Below are 24,462 nucleotides of genomic sequence, written 5' to 3' on the forward strand. Positions count from 1 at the left end.
AAGAAATAATTTTGCAAGAAATTGACTCAGAAAAATTTTAAACTCTAATAATCTAAAATGAGTCTATTTAAGCATTGAAATATTCCCAATACAAAAACAAAACATAACTTAGACAACTAGTTAAATAATACAGTTTGTAGTATGTTATAAAACCTTTTAGCTCTCTATATGCTTCTAAGTTATTCTAGTTTTCTGTAATGGCTCTATACCCCAATTATTTTCATATTGGAAAACTTGGATTGCTTTTTTTATGAAATTTTAGTTCTTACTTTACTAAATACTTTCTTACAGCCCATACATATAGTTTAGGAAAAAACTGCTTAACACTATAGATTGCTTTTGCAGAAAAAGGAAATTTTAGGGTTTCTTTATTTTTATGAAGCTGTGAAAGAATTATTCTGGCCGCATCTTTACTATCTAATTTAGATTTTTTTACAACTCTGGTAGCTGATGCAAGTACATCTGAAGTACCTCTACTTTGAGCCAGTATGTTAGATTGAAAAAATGTAGGTGTTACACACATTACTTGTATACCATAGGGGCTAAACTCATGAGCCAAAGTCTCTGATAGAGAAATTACTCCCGATTTTGTAACATTATATGGACTCATATTAGGCAAATTAGCATAGCCTGCTGCACTTGCCATATTTACAATTAATCCCTTGTTTTGTTTCTGCATTTCAGCAAAAGCATAATAACAACCAGCAATAACAGACTTAAGATTGATGTCAATTATCCAATCCCAATTTTCTAAAGGATAATCTTTAAACCTCACTCCTTCTCCAACACCCGCATTATTAAAGATTACATCAAGACCGTTATTAATGCTGCAAAAATCAGAAATGGCATTTTTAAACAAATCTCTATGAGTAATATCTATTTTTTGAATCTGTAATTCAGCATAATCGATTTTTTCCAGAGTACTTATATTGATATCAATTGCAAGAATTTGCCAATCGTTTTGAGATAATATATGGAGTATTTCTAATCCTACACCGCTATTTGCCCCTGTAATAATCGCTCTTTTATTTGGAAACTTTTTATTCAGTTTTGATAAGTCCATTACTAGTTTAAAAAATATGTACAAGTGTGGTTGATTGAATACAATACCAACCAATGACATAAACTTACGGAATAACTTGGCTTGAGTTTAATAATGTCGGGAAAGTAATGGTATTGAAAAGTTGTTATGCCAAATTAGGCTAAAATATTCAATTTTGACGGTTTTGTGTTATTCGTTCCTGCTCAGATATAAATGGAATTCTAATAACAGGCTTTCTATCAGTTTACTCAACACGCCTATACGAATAATATTTATTAAAAGTAAATTCAATGGTGTCTGCTCTTTCAGTAAAAACAACTTCATCACCATCAGACAAATCGATAAAAGAGGTTTCACTCATGGGTGTAATTATATCTTCTTCTCCATTGTTTTCATCAATTACTAAGAGCTTTCCTTCTTTCGTAACAAGCTCAACTATATAATCTGAACCATCACGGGTATTACCTAAATACTTATATTTACCATTAAATTTATTGAGAGCTTCAGTAGCTAATGAAACAGTTTCAACCACTCTTTGCTGAGCAATATCCCAATCGTAATGTTCCGAAATAGAAGTGATAATCTCATTCATCAACTTTCCGCCATTATCTGCATTAGTCATTACAATTACAGCATTTCCTTTATAAGCAAAAGCAATCATGTTATTCGTAAAACCAGCGTTTTTACCACCATGCTGAAACCTAAGTGAGTTACCATCATCGGCTAATGATGGCCCTAAGCCCCAATTATTTTCATGTTTGGTAAGCATTTTATCTACTGTTTTTTTAGAGAGAATTCCATTGGTTTTACCAGCTTCAATTCTCTGGATTTCCATGCAGTATTTAGCTAAATCTGTTGGAGTAGTCCACAAACCTGCTGCTGCTTGCTCCGGATAGTTATGCCATAGCCCTTCTATTAAATTACCTCCTCTATCGTAAGCAGCGCTTGCTTGTTGATGCAACTTTTCTGGTAATGGCTGGCTATAAGTACTATTCGTCATACCTAATGGCATTAGAATATTTTCTTTCAAATAAGTCTCTAATGGTTGTCCACTCACATCTTCTACCACTTTTTCCATTACTGTATAACCACCACCAGAATACCGCCAAATCGAACCCGGTATGGTATCTACAAATATTTTTGGTGTATTGCCTTTGCCGTCTAATACCTTAATTATAGATGGAAATTTGTCTGTTGGCTTATAGCCGGGAAATCCGTGAACTGTCATTCCGGCTGTATGTGTTAGCAACCGTCTTAAGGTTACCTTCTCTTTTTCTGTAAATCGGTTTTCTTCAACTTTCCAGTTTTTAAGATAATTATTTACATCAGTATCCAAATCAATTTTCCCTTCTTGCACCAATTTAAGTGCTCCTAATGCAGCTACAGGTTTACTAATAGAACCAGCCTGAAACAAAGTAGCAGAATCTACCAAAGTACCCGTTTCTGTATTGGCAATACCATAAGCTTTAGTCCAATGTAATTTGCCATCTTTCACCACAGCTATACTCACTCCCGGCACCTTATGAAGTTTCATCCGATCTTCAATTGAAAACAACACGAGATTCTCCCCTTTTACAATTACCGGATTTGTTAAGCTATTTTCAATGGCACTTATTTCATCTTCGACAGATTCAACCTTCTCTTTATGCTCACAACTATATACAATTATGGTAGATAGAAGAACTAAAATAATACTATAACAAGGCTTTATAGACTTAAAATTGTACATTGGATTCTTATAATTGATTGTAAAACATCGCTCTAAAATTAATTAATAATTGATAGTGATGTTTTGATTCTTTTAAAAATGGATAAATGTTCGTTTAAGAATCCGTTTTTGCTTTTTAAAAGGTATAAAAAAAGGATTGTCTGGGTGACAATCCTCTGCAGTTTTTAGAGCCTTACAAAATCATTTACTTAATACTGCCAACACAGAATCTGGTTTGTTTGTGGTGATTCCTTGCACGCCTAACTCATTGAGTTTTTTTACTTTTTTCATGCTGTTTACTGTCCAGCAATGTACTTCAAGTCCTTTACTTTCAGCTATTTGCATAATTTCTGGCGTCACAATCGACTGGCTTAAATCCACTCCATCTAAACCATCATCTTTTACTCTTTGCAAAACAGTATTGGTATCTTCTTTAAACTTACTACTTAGCCAATAAGCCTTATTATCTGGAAACGCTTTTTTAGTATCAACAATGGTTTCATAATCAAAAGCGATAAACACAAACTGATCTTTCTTTGGGTCATGCCCGAACTGCTTTTTTAATATTGGGACTATATTTTTTTCGCTTTTTATCTCAATAAACAAAAGTTTTCCAGTAGGAATCGTCTCGATTATTTCGGCTAAAAGAGGCACAGGTTCACCCACATATTTTTCATCTTTAAAACTGCCAGCATCTAAAGTTTTTAAAGTATCAGAAGCAGTTTCTTTAATCACAAATTTCTTCCCACAAGTTCTTTCAGTGTTGTAGTCGTGCATTACAATTATCTGTGAATCAAGCGATAAATGGACATCCACTTCAACAGCATCTGCATTTTGTTCCCATGCAAGTTTTGCAGATGCAACTGTATTTTCTGGCGCATAATGCGAAGCACCTCTATGCGCAACCACCATACTTTTATTTGTACTCATTTCTTTTTCTTGTGTGATTTGGTTTTGGCAACTTACTGCTAAACTTAGCAAGCATACTACAACTATTTTGGATAAAGCTTTCATTGTTAGTACTAAAATGTTTTTAATAGATAAATGCCTTCAATGTATTAATAAAATACTGGCAATAAAAATAGGTAGGGAAATTAAGAAAGCTGTTAAGTGAATATGAAATTGAAGGATTCTCCTAATAATTTTGACTCTTAGAATCTCAGCAATTTGTTTTGCTCCCACTTAAACCAACTAATCTTTTGGTTTTCGATGGATGAACAAAGTTGCAATGAGTATTTATTAATAGCAGGTGTTTTGTAAAAATACCATGGTTGATCGCCATAATTTACTTGAGACATATTGTTAGAAAAAGTCAACTCTTTCATTTCGATGGCTAGCCCTTCTCCCATGGCCTTTAAAGCTGCTTCTTTTTTGCTCCATACATCATAAAACCACTGCTGCTTTTCTACTATTGTTAGAGCTTGGTATGCTAACTTTTCTTCTTGATTTAGAATTGCATGGATATCTTCTTCTGGAAAGTTGCCAATTTTTTGAATATCTATTCCAGTTTCAGCTTCTTCACTAATACTTACTACAGCAAAATCTCCAGAATGGGAAATACTTAAACCAGCTAAACCATAAATAATAGGTTTGCCTTTCTCATTTTTTTGGAGTCCTTTAATAGAGAAATTTCCACTAAAAAGAGATTTAAGCATACTATTTAACAACACTCTAGAAGCCAACATTCTGTGTTTATCAGCTACATTAATATAGCTATTATAGCTAACCAAATCTCGCTCAGAAAAGAATTCTACAGGATTAAGTAGTTCTAAGTATTTGTACTCTTTGCTAATATCAAATATTGCTGCGTGGGTCATCTTTGCACTTAAACCTCTTTCGATAACTTACAATTGTGTAAAATAAAGCCCCTCTAAAAAGATGGTTGCGGGTTGTTTGGTGTTTTTACCTTTTTTCAACTCTTTAATAACCCCACCACATTTTAATGGAATTTCAGGCAATTCGCCGTCTCCTTTTGTATGCGCTATTATGATGTCTTTGCCAGTCTCAACATCTTTGAGTTCATAAATGTTAAACAGTTCTATTATCGGAATCATACTGAATGTAGTAACATTTCCAGCCATTATTGGTATCATAATAAAACCTGAAAACTCATCTTTAGACTCAATTAATTTAGGTATGCCAGTAATAATCGCACTCGAAGAAATCTCCGCCTGGTTTATATCGTCTGAAGGAACAAAGTACTTAGGTTGGTATTTTTTATAAGAAGTAAATAAATCATCTGATAGACTACTTAATACTTTATCTTTATTTTCCTGCTCTAGGTCTAACAAAGACATTTCTAAGTAGATAATCATTTTTTGTTTATCAGTAAACATTGTAGCAGCACCAGCAGCTTTAGACAATTCCGCAGAAGTAATGTTTCCATCATCAGCCTTGGTAAGTATATTGTAAAACCTACCGCCATTATCTAGTTCTGTGAGTGCCGTTTCAAGTTCGTTGTAGGGTGTTATTTCTTTCATGTAATAAGAGTTCAGCTTCCTTTTGGAAGTTAAAATAAAATTCTATTAAAAAAATTGAGGAGCAAAATACTTAGACTAAGTACCAATTGTAAAATAAAAAATTGATCCTTCATTAGGAGAACTATCTGCCCAAATTCTACCATTATGGTGCTCAATTACTTTAAGTGCAATGGCTAAACCAACGCCAGTTCCTTCATAATCTCGATCTTTGTGTAATCGTTGGAAAGCTTTAAAAATCCGACTCAAAAACTTCATATCAAACCCAACTCCATTGTCTTTTATGGTGTAAACATAATCATTACCTAATTCTTCACCACTTACCGATATTTCCGCTATTTCTGTAGTTTTTGAATATTTAATGGCATTCGAAAGTAAATTAGTGATTAACTGAGTAATCATGGGTTTATCACCTTTTATCTGCTCTAACTGATCAATTTTAAAAACAATATTTCTTTCTTTTATGTTTTGAGTAAGCTCTTCATAAACTTCTTTAAAAAGCTCAGTCATATTTATCTGCTGCAACTCAGCAATATTATGCTTTCTACTAACCCGAGAAAATGCCAGAATATCATCTATCAAGTTAGACATCTTATATGTGCTAAGCTCAATTTTATCAATTATCCTCTTCGCATCTGTAGAAACATCATCACTATAATCTTCTTTGAGAATTTCGGCATAACCTGTTATTGTACGTAGTGGAACACGTAGATCGTGTGAAACAGAAAAATTAAAGAATTCGAGCTCTTCTTGTAGCTTTTTTAAACGAGTAATATTTACATGGTTACCAACCATTCGCACCGGATTATCTTCTTTATCCCATTCAATCACTTTACCTCTACAATAAACCCAAACTATACTCCCATCTTTGTGCATATACCTAACTTCATTATCGTAAGGTATTTTTCCCTTAGACTTCACATGTGCATCAAAAATGTTCAAGACTTCTTCAAGGTCATCCGGGTGGATTATTTTTTGCCATGTTTCCGGGCTATTTGCCAATTCGTGATCTTCGTACCCAAACATTTTTTTAAATGTAGGGCTCAAGTATTCATAGTTATCTTTTATGTACCAATCCCAATAGCCAGCAAAAGAATATTCAAGAATTGTTTCAAAAACCTTTTCTTTTTCTTTCAGCTCGTTTTTCACTTCTTCAAGTTCTCTCTGAAGCGATTTTATTGAAATTTCTGATTCCGGTTTTTCCATAATCTAATAAGATAATATTCTATTTTGCCGGATGCTCCTATAAAGTTTCTAAACGATTTACTTTACCATACCAAATAATGGCTATTACTACCTAGAGTAAATGTAAGAAAAAAAGAGGTAACCAACATGAAATGCTAATCGATTTTGATACAAGAATTAAATAATTCTTCAATTACTTTTAAGCCTCATTCAAAATACTTAAATTCCTAAGTACGTACATATCACAACCTTCCTTTAACACACTATATTTCTTTAAAGTCGCATTGAGAGATACACAAGGCTACTTAAAAAAATGAATAATTCCTCTAAAAACTTAAAAATACTTAGTATTTATCTTTGATGTAAGTATTTATTAAGTATATTTGCTCTATAAATACTTACTCAGTAAATAAAACAGCTCAAATGCTTAACCTAAACAACTGCAATCATTACAAAAACTAAGTATAATACTCAATTCAATAAAAATGGAAAAAGAAACTAAAAGTTTATTTGATCGAATTGGAGGTATGGCAGCGGTTAATGCAGCAGTTGATATTTTTTACAAAAAAGTCTTAGCTGACGAAAGTATCAGTCATTTTTTTACAAACACTGATATGAAAAAGCAAATAGCGAAGCAAAAAGCCTTTCTTGCATATGCATTTGGAGCTCCAATGGCTTATACAGGTAAATCTTTGAGAGCAGCTCATACACCTATGTCTCTCACAGAAGCACATTTTAGCGCTGTAGCAACACATCTTGTCGGCACACTTGAAGAACTAAATGTTTCACAAAACTTGATCGACGAAGTGGTAGAAATTGCACTGAGCACTAAAAATGATGTGCTTAATAAATAATCTCCTTTAAAACTCTATGAATAATTAATTAACATAAAGAATACGTAGTCATGAAAAAAATAATAGTTGTAGGTAATGGAATGGTCGGATACAAATTCTGCGAAAAATTTGTAGCAAAATCTAACAGAAACGACTTTGATATTATTGTTTTTGGCGAAGAGCCAAGACCTGCATACGATAGAGTACATCTTAGCGAATACTTTGCAGAAAAAGATGCTGATGACTTACTACTTGCTCCCTTAGTTTGGTATAATGAAAATGACATAGAACTACGTACTTCTGAATATATAACCAACATAGACCTACAAACTAAAAAGGTTTTCACTCACAGAAATCAGGTTTTTGATTATGATTATTTAGTGTTGGCTACAGGCTCTTTTCCTTTTGTACCTCCAATTAAAGGAGTAGACAAAACCGGTGTATTTGTATACAGAACCATAGAAGACCTCGATGCTATGAAAGCCTACGCCACTGAGCTGAAACATCAAGGCAGAACCAAAGCTGCTGTTTTAGGTGGAGGTTTATTAGGACTAGAAGCTGCCAATGCTGCAAAAGAATTAGGTTTGCAAACAGATGTAATTGAATTTGCTCCTCGCTTAATGCCAAGGCAATTAGACCAAGCTGCAAGCGACATGCTTCAGAGAAAAATTGAAAGCATGGGAATAGGCATCCAACTAGGAAAAGCGACCAAAGAGATAGTTGGAGAAAATGCCATTGAAAGAATGGACTTTGCCGACGAAACTAGCTTAGTAACAGATATGCTAATTGTTTCTGCGGGAATTAGACCAAGAGATGAAATTGCAGTAAAAGCAGGACTGCAAGTAGGTGCAAGAGGTGGTGTAATAGTAGATAACAAAATGCAAACCTCAGATGAGTCTGTCTTCGCCATTGGTGAAGTTGCACTATATAATAATGGAATTTATGGTTTGGTGGCACCGGGTTACGAAATGGCCGATGTTGCAGTTGAGCAAATTACTGGGGGTACCAAACTTATGGTACCTTCTATAGACATGTCTACTCAGTTAAAACTAATTGGTACTGAAGTAGCAAGCTTTGGCGATCCGTTTATCGAAAATGAATCGGTAACTGCCATAGTTTATGAGAACAAACACAAAGGAATTTATAAAAGAGTAAATGTTACTCAAGATGGCAAAAAGTTGCTCGGAGGCATACTCGTTGGAGATTCATCAGACTACAATACTTTATACCAAATCTACATCAATGGAATGAAGCTTCCTGAAAACCCAGAAGATTTGATTCTAGGTGCAAGAGGAGGAGAAAACAGCGCGCTCGGTAGTGTGATGGATTTGCCAGATACAGCTCAAATTTGCTCTTGCGAAAGTGTAACTAAAGGAGACATTTGTGGTGTTGTAAGCTCTGGACAATGCTGTTCATTAGGAGAAGTATCTAAACTAACCAAAGCATCTACATGCTGTGGTGGTTGTAAACCAATGGTTTCTGATTTGGTAAAGGCTACCCTTAAATCAATGGGTAAAGAAGTAAAAGAAACCGTTTGTGGTCACTTTAGCTATAGCAGACAAGAGCTATACGATCTTGTTAAAATCAATAAAATAAAAGATTACAATGAGGCGCTTGACAAATTTGGTAAAGGTGATGGTTGCGAAGTGTGTAAACCAGTATTAGCTTCAATTTTTGCAAGTATCTACATGGAAACGGCTAACAAGCAAGTCACTATTCAAGACTCTAACGACCGCTTTTTAGCAAACATTCAGCGTAATGGAACTTACTCTGTAGTGCCTAGAATTCCAGGTGGAGAGATTACTCCAGATAAATTAATTGCCATTGGTACGGTAGCTAAAAAATACGATTTATATACAAAGATTACTGGTGGTCAGCGTATCGATTTATTCGGTGCTCAACTACACGAATTACCCCTAATCTGGAAAGAACTCATTGATGCAGGATTCGAAAGTGGACATGCATATGGCAAATCACTAAGAACAGTAAAAAGCTGTGTAGGTTCTACTTGGTGCCGCTACGGTATGCACGAAAGCGTAAGTTTCGCTATTAAAATAGAAGAGAGATACAAAGGCCTTAGATCTCCTCATAAACTTAAAGGTGGTGTATCTGGCTGTATCCGCGAATGTGCCGAAGCAAGAGGCAAAGATTTTGGAATTATTGCTGTAGAAGGTGGTTGGAATCTATACGTATGTGGTAATGGTGGGGCAACTCCAAAACATGCCATTTTATTAGCCGAGCAACTCGACGACGAAACCTGTATCAAATACTTAGATAGGTTTTTAATGTATTATATACGTACTGCAGCTCCATTAACCAGAACTTCTACTTGGTTAGAAAAACTGGAGGGTGGTATAGATTATCTAAAACAAATAGTGGTAGAAGATTCACTAGGTATTGCACAAGAGCTCGAAAACGAAATGCAAGAGCTAGTATACAAATACGAATGTGAGTGGAAACAGGCAATAGAAGACCCTGAAATGATGAAGCGATTCAAACATTTTGTGAATACAGATGAGTCTGATGACAATTTAGTATTCGTTCCACTTCGCGACCAGAAAATGCCTAAACCTTGGTAACACTATTTCATTTTTAGAAAATTTAAAACCCTTAAAATTTAAAAGAGATGCAAGATATTTTAGATAGATATAAATCGGTTTCTGAGAGCAAAGTAGCAGTATGGTTTAAAGTGGGAAGTATAAATGATTTCCCCGAGAATGGTGGTGGCTGTATTAAATACAAATCAAAACAAATTGCGGTTTACAACTTTTCGCGTAAGGGCAAATGGTATGCTTGCCAAAACTTATGCCCACATAAAATGGAAATGGTACTCTCTAGAGGCATGATCGGAGATGAAAGTGGACTGGCAAAAGTAGCCTGTCCTATGCATAAAAAAACATTTTCACTCGATACTGGACAAAGTCTCTCAGATGAAGATTTAAAAATTGCCGTATATCCCGTAAAAGTTCAAGACGAAAATGTGTATATTGGCTTCTCAGAATAAGCACAGTATATGACAAATTTCGAAGAAGCATTAAAACTCATTGACGAAAAAAATGCAACAGATCCGAATACGGAAACTGCAGATGCTAAGGAATATCCAAAGGAGCTTTTGTACTCACAAAGAATGTCTCAAAAGCTTCTAGAATTTATGCCCGATGCCTCTGAAGAATTACAGATTGCAGCAAGAGCTCAGCATATCTGCCGCTGGCAAATTCCAAGAAGTGACTATCCGATGGATAAAGTAGGTTACTTAAAATGGAGAGAAGAACTCAAAAAAATGCATGCGCAGATCACATCAGAAATTCTTGAATCTGTAGGTTACGATCAAGAATTTATTGAGCGAGTTTCTTTTCTTATAAGAAAGAAAATGTTGAAAAAAGATGCTGATACGCAAGCTTTAGAAGATGTAATCTGTCTGGTTTTTCTTCATTTTTATTTTGAAGAGTTTGCTGCAAAACACAATGACGAAAAAGTAATAGACATACTACAAAAAACATGGAGAAAAATGTCTGATGAAGGACATCAGGCGGCGTTAAAATTACCATTGTCAGAAAGTAGTTTGTCTTTAATAAAACAAGCACTAGCCTAATATTACCGCCATGACTGTGAGAAATAACTCACTGGATCAAAGAACATTTGACAAATTAAAAAGGCTTTACATTATCGCGCTAAGTGCCATTGCACTTTCAATTATTACCAGCCAGCTACTTATTAGAAAATATCTCGACGATCAAGAAAATGATTCAAGAGTAATTAATGTAGCTGGCAGGCAGCGCATGTTAAGCCAAAAACTCACCAAGCTCACACTGCTTATCGCCGAGACAGAAAATGCACAAATAAGGCAGCATCTTAAAGAGCAATTAGCAGAAACACAGCAACTGTGGCGGTCATCTCACGAAGCTTTACAGAATGGCAGCAATAAACTCAATCTACCAGGAGACAACAGCGAAATTATTGCTGGTATGTTTGAGAAAATCGCATCTTACTTTAATACAATGCTCAATGCCTCTGAGCAGATTATTAGCAAACTGGAAAATAATCCTTTAACAGATATTGCTGAGCTGCAAAGTGAAATTGAAGCCATTAAGCAAAATGAAGTGCACTTTCTTGAAACAATGGATAGCATTGTTAATCAGTTTGATGTGGAAGCAAAAGAGAAAGTAGATAGATTGCGTAATGTAGAAATGCTCATTATGTGTATCACGCTAGCCATTCTTTTGGGTGAGTTTCTATTAATTTTCTGGCCAACTGCCAAAGCAGTAAAAAATAGTATTCACGATCTGTTAGAAGCAGAAAAGAATGCTAAAAAAATGGCCTACGATGCAGATATTCTCAGCCAGGCAAAAGAGAAATCTGTAAGACAACTTCGGGCATTAAACCAAGCAATGGATCAAACTTTTCTGTTTGCCAGAGTTAGTACAGATGGATCCATTGTATATGTAGGAGATAAATTTTCCAGATTATTTAAGGTTCGTAAGTTAGATGCAATTCACAAATTTTCTGAGATTTTATCTATTTACAGAAAAGAGCAAACAGCCATAGAAGAGATAATTGGCCAATACAAAAAGATTGGTTGGCAAGGAGAAGTAAAAGCCACAACCAAAGAAAAAGAAGCTGTTTGGTTAGAAATGTCCATTATTCCATTTACTACTGAAGAAGATAAACCAGAGCTGATCATTATCTGTATGGATATTACAGAAAGAAAAAATGCACAACTAGAAATAGATAGACTTACACAAGAGAGCTTCGAAGAGAAAATGAATCAACAAAGTATTATCTCTAAGAAGATTATTGAAAACCAAGAAAATGAACAAAACAGAATAGCCAAAGATATCCACGATGGCATTGGGCAGATGCTCACCGGTTTAAAGTTTGAGCTAGAAAGTCTCAATCTAAATGATCTGGAAAAAGCATCGGCTAAAATCGAGAACCTCAAAAAGCTTTCGGCAAATATTATTAAAGGAGTTCGAACTGCTACTTTTAACCTCACTCCTCCCGAATTAACAGATCACGGAATAACTCCGGCATTAGCCAAACTTACCCATGAACTAAGTAGACTTACAAGCAAAGAAATTGTATTATATAACAAAACCGATTTTAACCAAAGGTTAGATTCACTTACAGAAATAAACATCTACCGCATCACGCAAGAAGCTATAAATAATGCTATTAAGTATGCGCAATCTTCACATATAATAGTAACTGTTTCACATAGCAAACAAATACTTAGTGTTACTATAGATGATAATGGAAAAGGCTTTGATCCGGAAAAAGTAAAGAATGTTAAAAATGGAGATGGAGGAATGGGCTTAACTTTTATGAAAGAACGGATTAAATACATAAATGGCAGGTTCTTTTTAAACTCTATTCTTGGAAAAGGTACAAGAATAACACTAAACATTCCAATTCAGGAATATGAAAAAGTACGTAATAATTCGTAAATTTGTACTTAGAAAAAAACAAGTAAGTACCAATGGACACTATCAATATTATACTTGCAGACGACCATGAATTGGTAAGAGATGGAATTAAATCTCTATTAAGCAGTGAAAATGGAATTAAAGTGATTGACGAAGCTTCTAATGGACAAGAAGCTTTAGATAGCATAGCAAAAAAGCAACCTGATGTTCTCATTATAGATATACGTATGCCAGTACTCAATGGCATTGATGCAGTAAGACAGGTTAATCAAAAATATCCTTCCGTAAAAACACTAATGCTCTCCATGCACGATTCTGAAGAGTATGTAGTGCAGTCTATTCAAGCAGGCGCTGATGGATACTTGCTTAAAGGATCGAGTAAAGCAGAATTTCTTAAAGCATTAAATTCCGTTGCTTCTGGTGGTAAATATTTCACTGGTGATATTTCTTCTATTCTCATCAAAAACTTTGTGAATGGCAATGTATCTACACCTACTCAAGAAACTAACAAAAAACCATCTCCAACAGTACAGTTCAATCTTACCCGCAGAGAAAAACAAATTCTCGATTTAGTACTGGAAGGAAAAAGCAATAAAGAAATTGGCGATGATTTGAACATTAGTAAAAGAACTGCAGAAGTTCATCGCTTTAACCTCATGAAAAAACTTGATGTAAAAAACTTTACAGAATTGGTTACTAAAGTAGAAGAGTTAGATTTGGTATAGACTACATATCCATTTATATATAATAAGAATTTTATAAAGCCACTTTACTTATAAGTGGCTTTTTACTTCCCTATTCCATACAGAGTAATTTTCTACGTATTCCCACTTATTATCCCTATTCGCAGATAAAAAACTATCTGCTAGAAAGCGCTTAATATCTATTTTTAATAAACTTAAGTATCTCATTCCTTAAAGGTTTAGGTCATTTCAAGTGCTTTATAAGTACTCATGGCAATTATTTTCACTTTTTTAAGTAAAAAACCAGAAAAAATTACTTAGTACGTAGTTTTTATAAATATAAATACTTACTTTTATACTTAGTTATATACTTATACTTAATAAAGCCTATAATTATGAATAATTTAATTGCAAGCAAAGCGACAAAAATCAATCTAAGGGATTTCAACAGTGTCCCTATGCGTACTTTTTGGATTACTTCGGTAGCATTCTTCATGTGCTTTTTTGCCTGGTTTGGCATTGTCCCCTTTATGCCAGATGTTGTTAAGGATTTAGGTTTATCTCCAGATCAAAAATGGAACTCTGTAATTTTAGCAGTAACAGGTACTGTATTCGCACGTCTCGCTATCGGTAAACTTTGTGACAAAATTGGCCCTCGTTTAAGCTACACTTGGTTACTATTATTAGGTGCGATTCCTGTAATTTTATGCGGTTTGGCTCAAACTCCTACGCAATTTTTAATTTGCAGATTTTTCATAGGGTTTATTGGTGCTTCATTTGTAATTACTCAAGTACATACATCTTTAATGTTTGCTTCTAACGTGGTAGGAACTGCCAATGCAACTTCGGCTGGTTGGGGTAACCTTGGTGGTGGTGCTAACCGTTTAGGTATGCCACTTATTGCAGCAGTTGTAATTAGCTTTGGTATTGCAGAAACTGATGCATGGAGATATTCAATGGTAATTGCAGGTACAGTTTGTTTCTTAATGGGTATAGTATATTACTTCTTTACTAAAGATACTCCTAATGGTAACTTTAAAGAATTAAAAGAAGCTGGTGAATTCACTGGAATTAAAAAGAAAGACGAAGTAAGCTTTCTAGAAGCTATTAAAGACTACAGAGTTTGGATCCTTTTTATCGTGTATGCAGCTTGTTTCGGTATTGAGCTTACAGTTTACGGAACAATGGATGACTACTTACAAAACACTTTCCAACTAGATAGAATCACTGCGGGTAACATTGTACTCTCTTTTGCCTTAATGAACATCTTTGCTCGTACACTTGGCGGTTTCTTCGGCGATAAATTTGGCAAAATGAAAGGCCTAGGTGGTAGAGTATTATTCTTAGCAGGTATACTTACAGTAGAAGGAATTATGTTAGCTATCTTCTCTTCTCTAACTGGTCTTGTAATAGGTATTATTTTCTTAGTGGGTTTCAGCTTAACAGTACAAATGGCCGAAGGTGCAACCTTCTCTGTGGTTCCATTTATTAACAAAAAGGCAATTGGAGCTGTTTCTGGTGTAGTTGGTGCAGGTGGAAACGTAGGAGCATTTTTAGCAGCTTTATTACTTAAGTCAATGTCTGCAGGTGCAGAGCAAACAGCAATTGCTTTAAACCAAGGCTTAGGAGAATCGGCAGTAAAAGCAGCTCAGGCAGCAGCAGCAGCAGCGGCAGTATCTAGCGGATACTTACTAATAGGTGGTGCAGTTGTACTTTGTGGACTGACAGCCTTAGCTATCAAATTCTCAGTAGAAGACGAAAAAGTAGCCGAACAAGAATTAGAACAAACTGCAGAAGCAGCACTTATACCAGTAAGAAGCTAATTGCAAGTGTAAAGAATTATGATCAAATTTATACTTAGATAAAGTGCAGAGGTATTAAAAAAAATAAGTATCTCTTGCACTTATTCTAGAAAAAAATAAGTAAACAACACTCCTATCAGCCATTTTATTTTTTTGTAAATTATTAAAACGGTGCAGAAGATGCGAAATAAAGAAATCAAAACTACCTGTTCTTATTGTGGTGTGGGCTGTGGTATTGTTGTAAAAAAAGATAACAATAACAGAGTTTATGTAGAAGGCGACAAAGAGCATCCAGTAAATATGGGCATGTTATGCTCAAAAGGGATGAATTTACACTATGTTGCCAACGACACGTCAGACAGGATTCTGTATCCGGAAATGAGGTGGAGTAGATCGCATCCTCGCGAAAGAGTAAATTGGGATATAGCTTTAGATCGTGCTACTAATGTTTTCAAATCTATTATAAAAAAATACGGACCAGATAGTGTTGGCTTTTATGTTTCTGGGCAATGTTTAACAGAAGAATACTACATTGCCAACAAACTTACAAAAGGCTTTTTAGGCACAAATAATATAGATACCAATTCGCGACTTTGTATGAGTTCTGCCGTAGTTGGTTATAAAAAAACTTTTGGCGAAGACTCTGTTCCAATAGCTTATGCAGACATCGAATTAGCTGACTGTTTCTTTATTACTGGGGCAAACCCTGCTTGGTGCCATCCTATACTTTTTAGAAGAATTGAAAAGCACAAAGAACAAAATCCAGATGTAAAAATTATTGTGGTAGACCCTCGTAAAACAGACTCTGCCAACTTCGCAGATTTACATCTACAAATAATCCCAGGAACTGATATTGTATTGTACAATGCAATTGGTAAAAGACTATTAGATCGTGGGTTAATCGATCCGGAATTTATAAACAACTATACCGAAGGATTTTCAAGATATAAAGACCAGGTGAATGCTACTTCTTTAAAGAAGGCAGCAAAAATCTGTGGTGTTTCTGAAGGCGACATAAAAAAGGCAGCCGAAATGATTGGCAACGCCAAAGGGTTCATTTCTATGTGGGCTATGGGACTCAACCAAAGTGTGGTGGGTACCAACAAAAACTTTGCATTACTAAACCTATCTCTTATTACCGGACAAATAGGTAAGCCAGGTTCAGGTCCATTTTCTTTAACTGGACAGCCCAATGCGATGGGAGGCAGAGAAGTTGGGGGTATGGCTAACCTATTGGCGGTGCATAAGGATTTAATGAACAGCGAACATCGTAAAGAAGTAGCAGAATTTTGGGGAGTAGATGACATCTCACCAAAACCCGGATACACCGCTACAGAAATGGTAGACGCTTTGGAAGCTGGCAAATTGAAAGCCATCTGGATTATCTGTACAAATCCATTGGTGAGTTTGCCAAACTTAAAAAAAGTAGAAAAAGCATTAAAGAATGCTCGATTTGTAGTAGTTCAAGATATTTCTCATAAATCTGATACTGTAGATTTTGCAGACCTTGTTTTACCTGCTGCTGGCTGGTTGGAGAAAGAAGGAACTATGACTAACTCAGAGAGAAGAATCTCTTACCTACCAAAAGCAATTAATGCACCGGGCGAAGCCAAACCAGATGTAGAAATCCTTTGTGATTTTGCCCAAAGAATGGGCTATAAAGGCTTTAACTACAACAATACAGAAGAGATTTATCAAGAATATTGTGCCATGACGAAAGGTACTAAAATTGATATTTCTTATTTAAGCTACGATAGACTAAAGAATGAAGGTACCTTCCAGTGGCCAGTAGCAGATTACAGACATAAGGGCACTAAGAGACTTTTTGAAGATAAGAAGTTCTACACTCCTTCTCAAAAAGCCATCTTTAATATTCCAGATACTTTAGAAAACCTATCAACAAAAACAGATTCTAGATTCCCATTAATACTCACAACTGGAAGAGTAAGAGACCAGTGGCATACCATGACCAAAACCGGCAAAGTTGCCAGATTAAAAACGCATTACTCTCAACCGGTTCTAGAGATTAACCCAACTTATGCAAACCTCGCAAAGATTAAAGATGGAGATGTTACTGTTGTAAAAAGCAGAAATGGAGTAGTAAGAGTGCGCGCTAAGGTAACTAATAATGTGCGCGAAGGTGTAGTATTTCTGCCTATGCACTGGGGCAAACAACTCCAAAGCGATTTCAACAGAGCCAATAACCTAACTTTCTCTGTTATTGACCCAAAATCTAAAGAGCCAGATTTTAAGTTTACTGCGGTTTCAGTTTTAAAATATAAAAAGCCACAAGAAAAAATTATAGTAGCAGGTGCTGGTGCGGCTGCCTTTCGCTTTATCCAAAATTACCGAGAACACAATGAGAATGATGATATTCTAGTATTCTCAAAAGAAATTCATCCATTCTACAATAGGGTTTTACTACCAGAATATGTAACTGAAGAACTAAGTTGGGAACAGTTGCAAAAGATCAAAGAAAACGAACTTAAAAAGTTAAACATTGAACTGTATCCGGGTGTATACATTGAGAAAATCGATATTCAAGAAAAAATAGTAATCGATAGCCTTGGCAGTGTTCATACTTATGACAAACTGATTCTGGCTACTGGTAGTAGACCTTTTGTACCAAAAGAGGCTCAACTAGACTTACCCGGCAGGTTTACTATAAGAAGTAAAATTGACGCAGACAGATTCAAAACTTATTTGGATAACACCAACATTAATGTAGAAGAACAACATGTGGTAATAGTTGGTGGAGGTCTGCTTGGGTTAGAAATGGCTGCTGCACTCAGACACAAAAATGTAAAAATTACCATTGTGCAGCGATCTTCCAGACTAATGGAAAGACAACTAGATGTAACTTCAAGCAAGTTGCTAGCACTAGATGTACAAGAAAGGGGCATTCAAATCTACTTCGACAACGAGGTAAGTACTGTCTTTGATGATGAAGACACTGGCGAACTAAACATTACCCTAAAGAGTGGTAAGAGTATTACCAGTAATGCAATTGTTTACGCCATTGGTACTAGGCCAAACATCGAAATGGCTAAAGAAGGTGGCCTACAATGTGGTAGAGGCATTAAAGTAAATCAACATTTACAAACCTCTTCGCCAGATGTTTTTGCCATTGGTGAGATTGCCGAATTTAACAATCAACTTTTTGGGATTACCTCTGCAGCAGAAGAACAAGCAATGACGCTAGCCAACTTTATAGCTGGTGATGTTAGCAGCCAATACAAAGGTTCTGTATTAATGAATATACTGAAATTCAATGACTTAAACCTTTGCAGTATTGGGCAAATTAATGTGCCAGAAAATGATTTGAGTTACGAAGAAATCATCTTTACTGATGTAAGTAAGCGCTATTACAAGAAATGTATAGTGAAAGACGATAGACTGGTTGGTGCTATTCTAATGGGTGATAAAAAAGAGTTTGCCGAATACAAAACCATGATTGAGAGTAAAATCGAACTCTCAGATAAGAGAAATACGCTACTACGTGGGCAGTCTAACGACAAACCTGTAATTGGCAAATTGGTATGCTCTTGCAGCCAAGTAGGAGCCGGAAATATTCAGGAAGCCATAGGAAAAGGATGTACAGATTTTACAGAGTTATGCAAACAAACAGGTGCAGGTTTAGGATGTGGAAGTTGCAAAAGTGAAGTGAAAGAAATCTTGAACAATGCCAAAATAAAAGGCACTCCTATTTTAAGCTAAATATTCAAATTGACAATAAACTTTGAGCCAGATTTTTTTAAATAATTTGCTGAACTGATAAGATAATGAGAAATAATCTTTCAAGAATAATCGTAAAAGGGGGTATTCTTTCTCCTTCAGAATTAAAATACATCGCTGAAACTGCTGAAAACCTTGGCTTAAGTTCCATCTCATTTGGGTCGAGACAAGATATACTTTTCCCCCAATTAATCCCTCAAGAGAAAATTAACGAGATAGATAAAATTGAAATTATAGATCACAATAATGCTTCATCTGAAAACATAGTTTCATCTTACATCTCAGTAGATATTTCGTCGCACACTTCTTGGTTAACAGGCGACAGGTATTTGTATATTCTTGAGCAGTTTAGGTATTTACCTAAATTAAAAATAAACATTACCGACCCGAAGCAACGTCTGGTTCCTTTATTTACTGGGCACTTAAATTTTGTAGCTTCAGAGCACGAAAACTATTGGTATTTATATATAAGACTGCCTAATTGGGAAGAAAATGAGCTATATCCTGCATTAATCTATAGCTGGGATATTGCTAAAGTAGCACATGAAATTGAGCATATGCTACAAGAAGAACCAGAAACCATCGAGATGATATTCGATTTGGTAAGTGATGCACTCGATACTAATAATCGTACAATAGATAAACCTTTAGATGTTCCGTTTATGCCTTTCCCTTACTATGAGGGCATGCATAAAATTGATATGGATAAATACTGGTTGGGTTTGTATTGGCGAAATAACCAGTATGATCTTGCCTTTTTGAAAGCCATGTGCGATTTATGTTCTGAATATAAAATCGCCAAAATCGCCATTACTCCATGGAAATCCTTTATTGTAAAAGGTATACCAGCAGAAGCCAAACTAGACTGGGAAAAATTTCTTGGAAAATTCGGTATAAACGTAAGGCATTCTAGTTTAGAGCTTAACTGGCATTTACCTGTAGCCAACGAGGAAGCGATTAAACTTAAAAAATTCCTTGTTTCTAATTTCGATCAAAACGATATAAGTACTTACGGTTTAACTTTTGGTATTACTGACTATGCCCGCAAAGCTTACTATTTCACCTCAATCGTAATCGAAAAAAATAAGCCACCAAAAAGTTTAGGCGACTTTACCATTCGCGATACTTATAACTTGCTGCATGCTAAAAACTTTGATCCATACACTAGAGAATACGAAGTGTATGTGCAAGATGTAGATATGGTCGAACTTCCGGGTTTGTTGATGGAGCTTAGTAAGATATATTTTGAGCAATTAGGTACAGAAAAAACAGAGAAGAAAGTCATTTCCAAACCTAAAGAGGAGCAAGAGTTTAATGTACACCAGTGCATGGATTGTTTCACCATTTACGATGCTGTATTTGGTGATATTACTCAAGGAATAGAAGCAGGTACTGCATTTGAAGATTTACCAGAGTCTTATACCTGCTCTCTATGTGATGCAACAAAAGACAGTTTTGTTGCTAAAAAGATTATAAAGCAAATGAATTAAAACATTAAAAACAGAAAGGTAATTTTCATAGAGTTTATTTACAAAACAGAGAAAACGTAAATGAGTTTAGAGGGGCGTTAGAAAACGCCTTTCTTTTTTAAGACCAAATCTAAACGCCTAAACTCAGCTTATCTAAGTACTTTAAAAATGTGTAATACGTAAGGAAAGATTGCATCCATAGACTCAATTGCTCCATTAGTAGAACCCGGCAATGCCAAAACTAAACTACCATTAATTGTTCCTGCAATGCTTCTTGAGATCATGGCATAAGGCATTCTTTCTTGCCCATAGCTTCTAATCGCTTCTTCAATTCCAGGAACGCGACGCTCTAAAATTGGCTCTAAAGCTTCGGGGGTTATATCGCGAGAAGTAAGGCCAGTTCCTCCACAGAAAATTACCAATTCATTATTCTGGCTAAACTCTGTAGCTTTATTTCTAATACTTTCTATATCATCAGAAATAATCTCGTAAGTACTTACTTCTACATTATTTTCTTTTAGCTTTTCAAGAATTACCTGCCCGGCAGTATCTGATTTTTTGCCTTTGGCAATGGCATCTGAACATACAATTACGGCTGCTTTCAGGTTATCTCTGTATCTTCCTTTGTAGCTACTTTTACCCCCTTTCTTCTCTACTAACCTGATGTTACCAATTTCGATTTGCTTGTCAATTGGTTTGAGCATATCATACATAGTAAGTGCAATTACCGATGCACCATGCATGGCTTCTACCTCAACACCAGTTTTGTAAACAGTTTTTACAGTAATGGTAATTTTAACTGTGAGTCCGTCAATCTCATAATCAACGGCGGTGTATTCTATGGGAAGTGGGTGACAATCCGGAATGGTAGTATGTGTATTTTTTACTGCAAACAAACCTGCCGTTTTCGCCATTTCAAATACATTCCCTTTCGGAACTGTATTATTTTTAATTGCATCTATAGTCTCCTGTTTGCTTACTTTTACTAAGGCCTCTGCAACTGCTACCCTTAGCGACTTTATTTTGTGTGTGATATCTACCATTTCAGTTTGCTAATCTGTTTTCCTTTTTTCGATGAAATTTCAACTAATCTGCTAAGAGAAAAGTAATCATCATAATATCAAATTTACCATCAAAAAATGGAAATTAATCAGATTTATCTATTAAACCTTTAGTCATTTTATTCATGGCCTCCACTTTGGCATCAAAGTCACCTTTTAGTGTTTTTCTGTATTCGTTTAGGTTCTTCACCAAATCGTTAATATTCTCTGGAAGTACCTCTTCTAAAAACTGACGGATACGTTTTGCCATAGTAGGCGATTTACCATTGGTAGAAATAGCAATTTTTACATTGCCCTTGGTTACAATACCTCCTAAATAGTAATCGCAAAGCTGAGGGGTATCGGCAATATTTACCAGAATATTTCTTTTCTTCGCTTCGTTCCTTACCTCGTGGTTTACTTCCAATACATCTGTACAACCAATTACCAAATGCTTGCCTTCCAAATCGGAAGTATCAAAAGCTTTTTCTATTAAAGTAACAGAAGGATGTTTTGCCGCCAATTCTTTTACCTCGTCCATAAACCAAGTTGCCACCATATCTACATGGGCAGCCGGGCTAGATTTTAGCATAAATGACAGTTTCTCCAAACCAACATTACCACCTCCAACTATTAAAACATTTAGTTCGTGAACTTTTACAAAAATGGGATAGAGCTCGTTTCTCTCCATAAAATTATGTGATGCTTTTAATTAAATAAATTCAGGTTTTGAAAAATGAATTCGTCCTGAACAATAGCGTTTTCTATAAATGGCCAATAGTGCTTGCTGTTTTTTACTACATCTCCAATAACAATAATTGCTGGTGAAGATAATTTTTCGCGAGCCACAACCACTTCAATACTATCTATTGTAGCCAAGCCAAAACGTTCATTCTCTTTCGTACCGTTTTGTATAACAGCTATAGCTGTTTTGTGTTTATCATTAGCCTTATATATAGATACTATTTCTGGTAATTTACTCATTCCCATCAAAATTACAACAGTTGCATTAGATTGAGCTGCCAGTTTAATATCTTCTGAAAGTTTATGCTTAGCAGTAGTAGCAGTAATTACCCAAAAACTTTCTGCCACTTTGCGGTGTGTAACAGGAATCCCCACAGATTCTGGAACAGCCACTGCCGATGTTATACCCGGAATTACATTTATTTCAATTCCATGAGCTTCTACGTAGTTTACCTCTTCTTTACCTCTGCCAAAAACAAAGGGGTCTCCACCTTTTAACCTTACAACATGGCCGTATTGCAAAGCATGCTCTACTATTAACTGATTAATCTCATCTTGTGTAAAGGCATGAAAACCCTTTCTCTTTCCTACAAAGAGTTTTTTAGCATTTGGTGCATACTTCAATATCTCATCATTTACTAATGCATCATACAATATAGCATCGGCAGTTTCTAAAGCTTTCATTGCTTTAATAGTAAGTAAATCTGGATCGCCGGGTCCTGCTCCTATTAAAGTAACTCTTGGGTATAAATTTTCTTTCTGGCTCATAGGTTCACGTTGAAAAGATGATTACATAAGTATATTAAGTAAGTATTTATAAGTAATAATAAGTGTTTTACTATATAAATATAGCACTAAGGTAAGTTTTTTTCATAAAAAATCAAAAAAATACTTATATATACTTAGTTATTACTTAATTTATACTTATGTTTGTATTGTCATTATAAAAGCACTTAAGTTATGAGAACAAAAATTACCCTAATCGTTGTATTTACATTAATAATCCAATTAGTAAAAGCACAAACTTTTACGGCAGATGCAGACATCCGCCCGCGCTTCGAGTACCGTCATGGTTTTAACAGTCTTTTTCCTGATGATGCAGACCCTGCTGCATTTGTTGCCCAGCGTTCCCGATTAAACTTCGGTTTTACAGATGACAAACTTAAAATAATGATTAGCATACAGGATGTAAGTACCTGGGGAGATACTAGACAAATTTTACCTACAGACGATAACAATTCATTCTCTTTGTTTCAGGCTTGGGCAGAATTGAAGTTACACGAAAACTGGTCTACAAAATTAGGTCGTCAGGTAATATCTTATGATGATCAAAGAGTATTTGGTGGTTTAGATTGGGCATTACAGGGACGTTTTCATGATGCTGCTTTGATAAAATACAATAAAAATAAATTTAAAATGGATCTTGGTTTTGCCTACAGCCAAGAAGGACAAAGTAACTTCGGAAACGATTACAATGTTACTGGTTTCTTTACCTACAAAACCATGATGTATGCCCATTTAAATAAATCTTGGGAAAAATCTTCTTTAAGTTTCCTTGTATTAAATAATGGTTTCCAGAAGTTTACAGGAGAAAACAACGATGTGCCAGATGGTGTATATTATAGAAATACTGCCGGTACTTACTTTACCTTCCCTCTAGGAGCATTAAAATTTGCGGGTAGCGCTTACTATCAATTCGGAAAAGCCAATGCTACTACAGATTTAAGTGGATACCAACTTGCTTTAGAAGGTTCTTACAAACAAGGCAAAACATTAATGGCATTGGGCTATGAAATGTTGAGTGGAACTGACCAAAATGGTAGCACAGATAACAAATCTTTCTTTCCACTTTACGGAACTAACCACAAATTCAATGGATTTATGGACTACTTCTACGTAGGCAACCACGCTAATAATGTTGGTCTAAACGATATCTATGGAAAGGTAGTAGTAAAAACTGGAGCTAGTTCTAACCTTTTAATTAAAGCGCACTACTTTACTGCCAATGCAGATTTAGTAGAAGATGCTAGCAAATACTTAGGAACTGAAATTGACTTGGTTTACACACAACCAATTGTAGAATATGTAAAATTGAATGTTGGATACTCTCAAATGTTTGCTAGCAACAGCATGAGCTTAGTGAAAGGAGGTACTACTTCTAATAACACCAATAACTGGGGCTGGGTACAACTTTCAATCAACCCAACAATATTTAAATATACATTTAAGAAGGATGAATAATATACCTAATAATCCAACCAATAAATGACTTTTACATGGTTAATTTAATCACTTGTTATTCAGTCTCACGAAACGATTTT

Annotated in this window: 20 protein-coding genes; 10 read left to right on the forward strand and 10 right to left on the reverse strand. The window is 35.2% G+C overall.

The annotated features are described in order from the left end of the window. Positions 1-265: 265 nt before the first annotated feature. From OQ292_RS36550 to OQ292_RS36575, 6 genes are all read right to left on the reverse strand, one after another. Positions 266-1,063 carry an SDR family NAD(P)-dependent oxidoreductase gene (locus OQ292_RS36550; RefSeq protein WP_284689224.1) on the reverse strand — a complete coding sequence of 266 codons (798 nt, stop codon included), beginning with the start codon at positions 1,061-1,063 and terminating at the stop codon, positions 266-268. A 223-nt stretch (positions 1,064-1,286) separates the two neighbouring features. Next, entirely contained in the window at positions 1,287-2,771 is a 1,485-nt protein-coding gene (locus OQ292_RS36555) for a serine hydrolase domain-containing protein (RefSeq protein WP_284689225.1), read from the reverse strand. Positions 2,772-2,951: 180 nt separating this feature from the next. Beyond that, complete coding sequence (locus OQ292_RS36560) at positions 2,952-3,764, reverse strand: glycerophosphodiester phosphodiesterase family protein (RefSeq protein WP_284689226.1); 813 nt, start codon at positions 3,762-3,764, stop codon at positions 2,952-2,954. A gap of 137 nt (positions 3,765-3,901) precedes the next feature. Then, the gene (locus tag OQ292_RS36565) at positions 3,902-4,567 is read right to left on the reverse strand and encodes a 4'-phosphopantetheinyl transferase family protein (protein WP_284689227.1); all 666 of its coding nucleotides are present in this window, start codon (positions 4,565-4,567) and stop codon (positions 3,902-3,904) included. Between the two features lie 27 nt (positions 4,568-4,594). After that, on the reverse strand, positions 4,595-5,230 hold the full coding sequence (locus OQ292_RS36570) for a hypothetical protein (protein ID WP_284689228.1): 636 nt from the start codon (positions 5,228-5,230) through the stop codon (positions 4,595-4,597). A 75-nt stretch (positions 5,231-5,305) separates the two neighbouring features. Continuing rightward, entirely contained in the window at positions 5,306-6,433 is a 1,128-nt protein-coding gene (locus tag OQ292_RS36575; RefSeq protein WP_284689229.1) for a sensor histidine kinase, read from the reverse strand. A gap of 464 nt (positions 6,434-6,897) precedes the next feature. On the opposite strand from OQ292_RS36575, the gene OQ292_RS36580 reads away from it, so the two are divergent. Genes OQ292_RS36580 through OQ292_RS36605 form a run of 6 tightly spaced genes read left to right on the forward strand, consistent with a single transcriptional unit; the run spans position 6,898 to position 13,393 of the window. Next, a complete protein-coding gene (locus OQ292_RS36580; RefSeq protein WP_284689230.1) occupies positions 6,898-7,266 on the forward strand; it encodes a group I truncated hemoglobin in 369 nt (122 codons plus the stop codon). A gap of 50 nt (positions 7,267-7,316) precedes the next feature. Continuing rightward, positions 7,317-9,824 (forward strand): nitrite reductase large subunit NirB, encoded by a 2,508-nt coding sequence (nirB, locus tag OQ292_RS36585; RefSeq protein ID WP_284689231.1) that lies wholly within the window; start codon positions 7,317-7,319, stop codon positions 9,822-9,824. Positions 9,825-9,871: 47 nt separating this feature from the next. Further along, entirely contained in the window at positions 9,872-10,249 is a 378-nt protein-coding gene (gene nirD / locus OQ292_RS36590) for a nitrite reductase small subunit NirD (RefSeq protein WP_284689232.1), read from the forward strand. 9 nt (positions 10,250-10,258) lie between these two features. Beyond that, positions 10,259-10,837 (forward strand): DUF4202 domain-containing protein, encoded by a 579-nt coding sequence (locus OQ292_RS36595; RefSeq protein WP_284689233.1) that lies wholly within the window; start codon positions 10,259-10,261, stop codon positions 10,835-10,837. A 10-nt stretch (positions 10,838-10,847) separates the two neighbouring features. Continuing rightward, a complete protein-coding gene (locus tag OQ292_RS36600; protein WP_284689234.1) occupies positions 10,848-12,689 on the forward strand; it encodes a sensor histidine kinase in 1,842 nt (613 codons plus the stop codon). 32 nt (positions 12,690-12,721) lie between these two features. Continuing rightward, positions 12,722-13,393, forward strand: coding sequence for a response regulator (locus OQ292_RS36605; protein ID WP_284689235.1), 672 nt, complete (start codon positions 12,722-12,724; stop codon positions 13,391-13,393). Positions 13,394-13,441: 48 nt separating this feature from the next. On the opposite strand, the gene OQ292_RS36610 is transcribed toward OQ292_RS36605, so the two are convergent. Then, positions 13,442-13,579, reverse strand: a complete 138-nt coding sequence (locus tag OQ292_RS36610; RefSeq protein WP_284689236.1) for a hypothetical protein — start codon at positions 13,577-13,579, stop codon at positions 13,442-13,444. A gap of 167 nt (positions 13,580-13,746) precedes the next feature. Here OQ292_RS36610 and OQ292_RS36615 point away from each other — a divergent pair, with 167 nt between their 5' ends. The 3 genes from OQ292_RS36615 (at position 13,747) to OQ292_RS36625 (ending at position 20,378) form a co-directional block, all read left to right on the forward strand. Next, entirely contained in the window at positions 13,747-15,174 is a 1,428-nt protein-coding gene (locus tag OQ292_RS36615; RefSeq protein ID WP_284689237.1) for an MFS transporter, read from the forward strand. Between the two features lie 159 nt (positions 15,175-15,333). Continuing rightward, the gene (locus OQ292_RS36620) at positions 15,334-18,870 is read left to right on the forward strand and encodes a nitrate reductase (protein WP_284689238.1); all 3,537 of its coding nucleotides are present in this window, start codon (positions 15,334-15,336) and stop codon (positions 18,868-18,870) included. A gap of 65 nt (positions 18,871-18,935) precedes the next feature. Next, a complete protein-coding gene (locus tag OQ292_RS36625; RefSeq protein WP_284689239.1) occupies positions 18,936-20,378 on the forward strand; it encodes a rubredoxin in 1,443 nt (480 codons plus the stop codon). Positions 20,379-20,506: 128 nt separating this feature from the next. Here the strand turns inward: OQ292_RS36625 and moaCB are convergent, their stop codons facing one another. From moaCB to cobA, 3 genes are all read right to left on the reverse strand, one after another. After that, positions 20,507-21,400: a bifunctional molybdenum cofactor biosynthesis protein MoaC/MoaB gene (moaCB, locus tag OQ292_RS36630; protein WP_284689240.1), complete on the reverse strand. Its 894-nt coding sequence runs from the start codon at positions 21,398-21,400 to the stop codon at positions 20,507-20,509. A gap of 103 nt (positions 21,401-21,503) precedes the next feature. Then, positions 21,504-22,088 carry a precorrin-2 dehydrogenase/sirohydrochlorin ferrochelatase family protein gene (locus OQ292_RS36635; protein ID WP_284689241.1) on the reverse strand — a complete coding sequence of 195 codons (585 nt, stop codon included), beginning with the start codon at positions 22,086-22,088 and terminating at the stop codon, positions 21,504-21,506. Positions 22,089-22,105: 17 nt separating this feature from the next. After that, the gene (cobA, locus tag OQ292_RS36640; RefSeq protein ID WP_284689242.1) at positions 22,106-22,909 is read right to left on the reverse strand and encodes a uroporphyrinogen-III C-methyltransferase; all 804 of its coding nucleotides are present in this window, start codon (positions 22,907-22,909) and stop codon (positions 22,106-22,108) included. Positions 22,910-23,101: 192 nt separating this feature from the next. Between cobA and OQ292_RS36645 the strand changes: the two genes are divergently transcribed. Next, entirely contained in the window at positions 23,102-24,382 is a 1,281-nt protein-coding gene (locus tag OQ292_RS36645) for an alginate export family protein (protein WP_284689243.1), read from the forward strand. Positions 24,383-24,462: the final 80 nt, after the last annotated feature.

Source organism: Chondrinema litorale, from assembly GCF_026250525.1.
Classification (GTDB): domain Bacteria; phylum Bacteroidota; class Bacteroidia; order Cytophagales; family Flammeovirgaceae; genus Chondrinema; species Chondrinema litorale.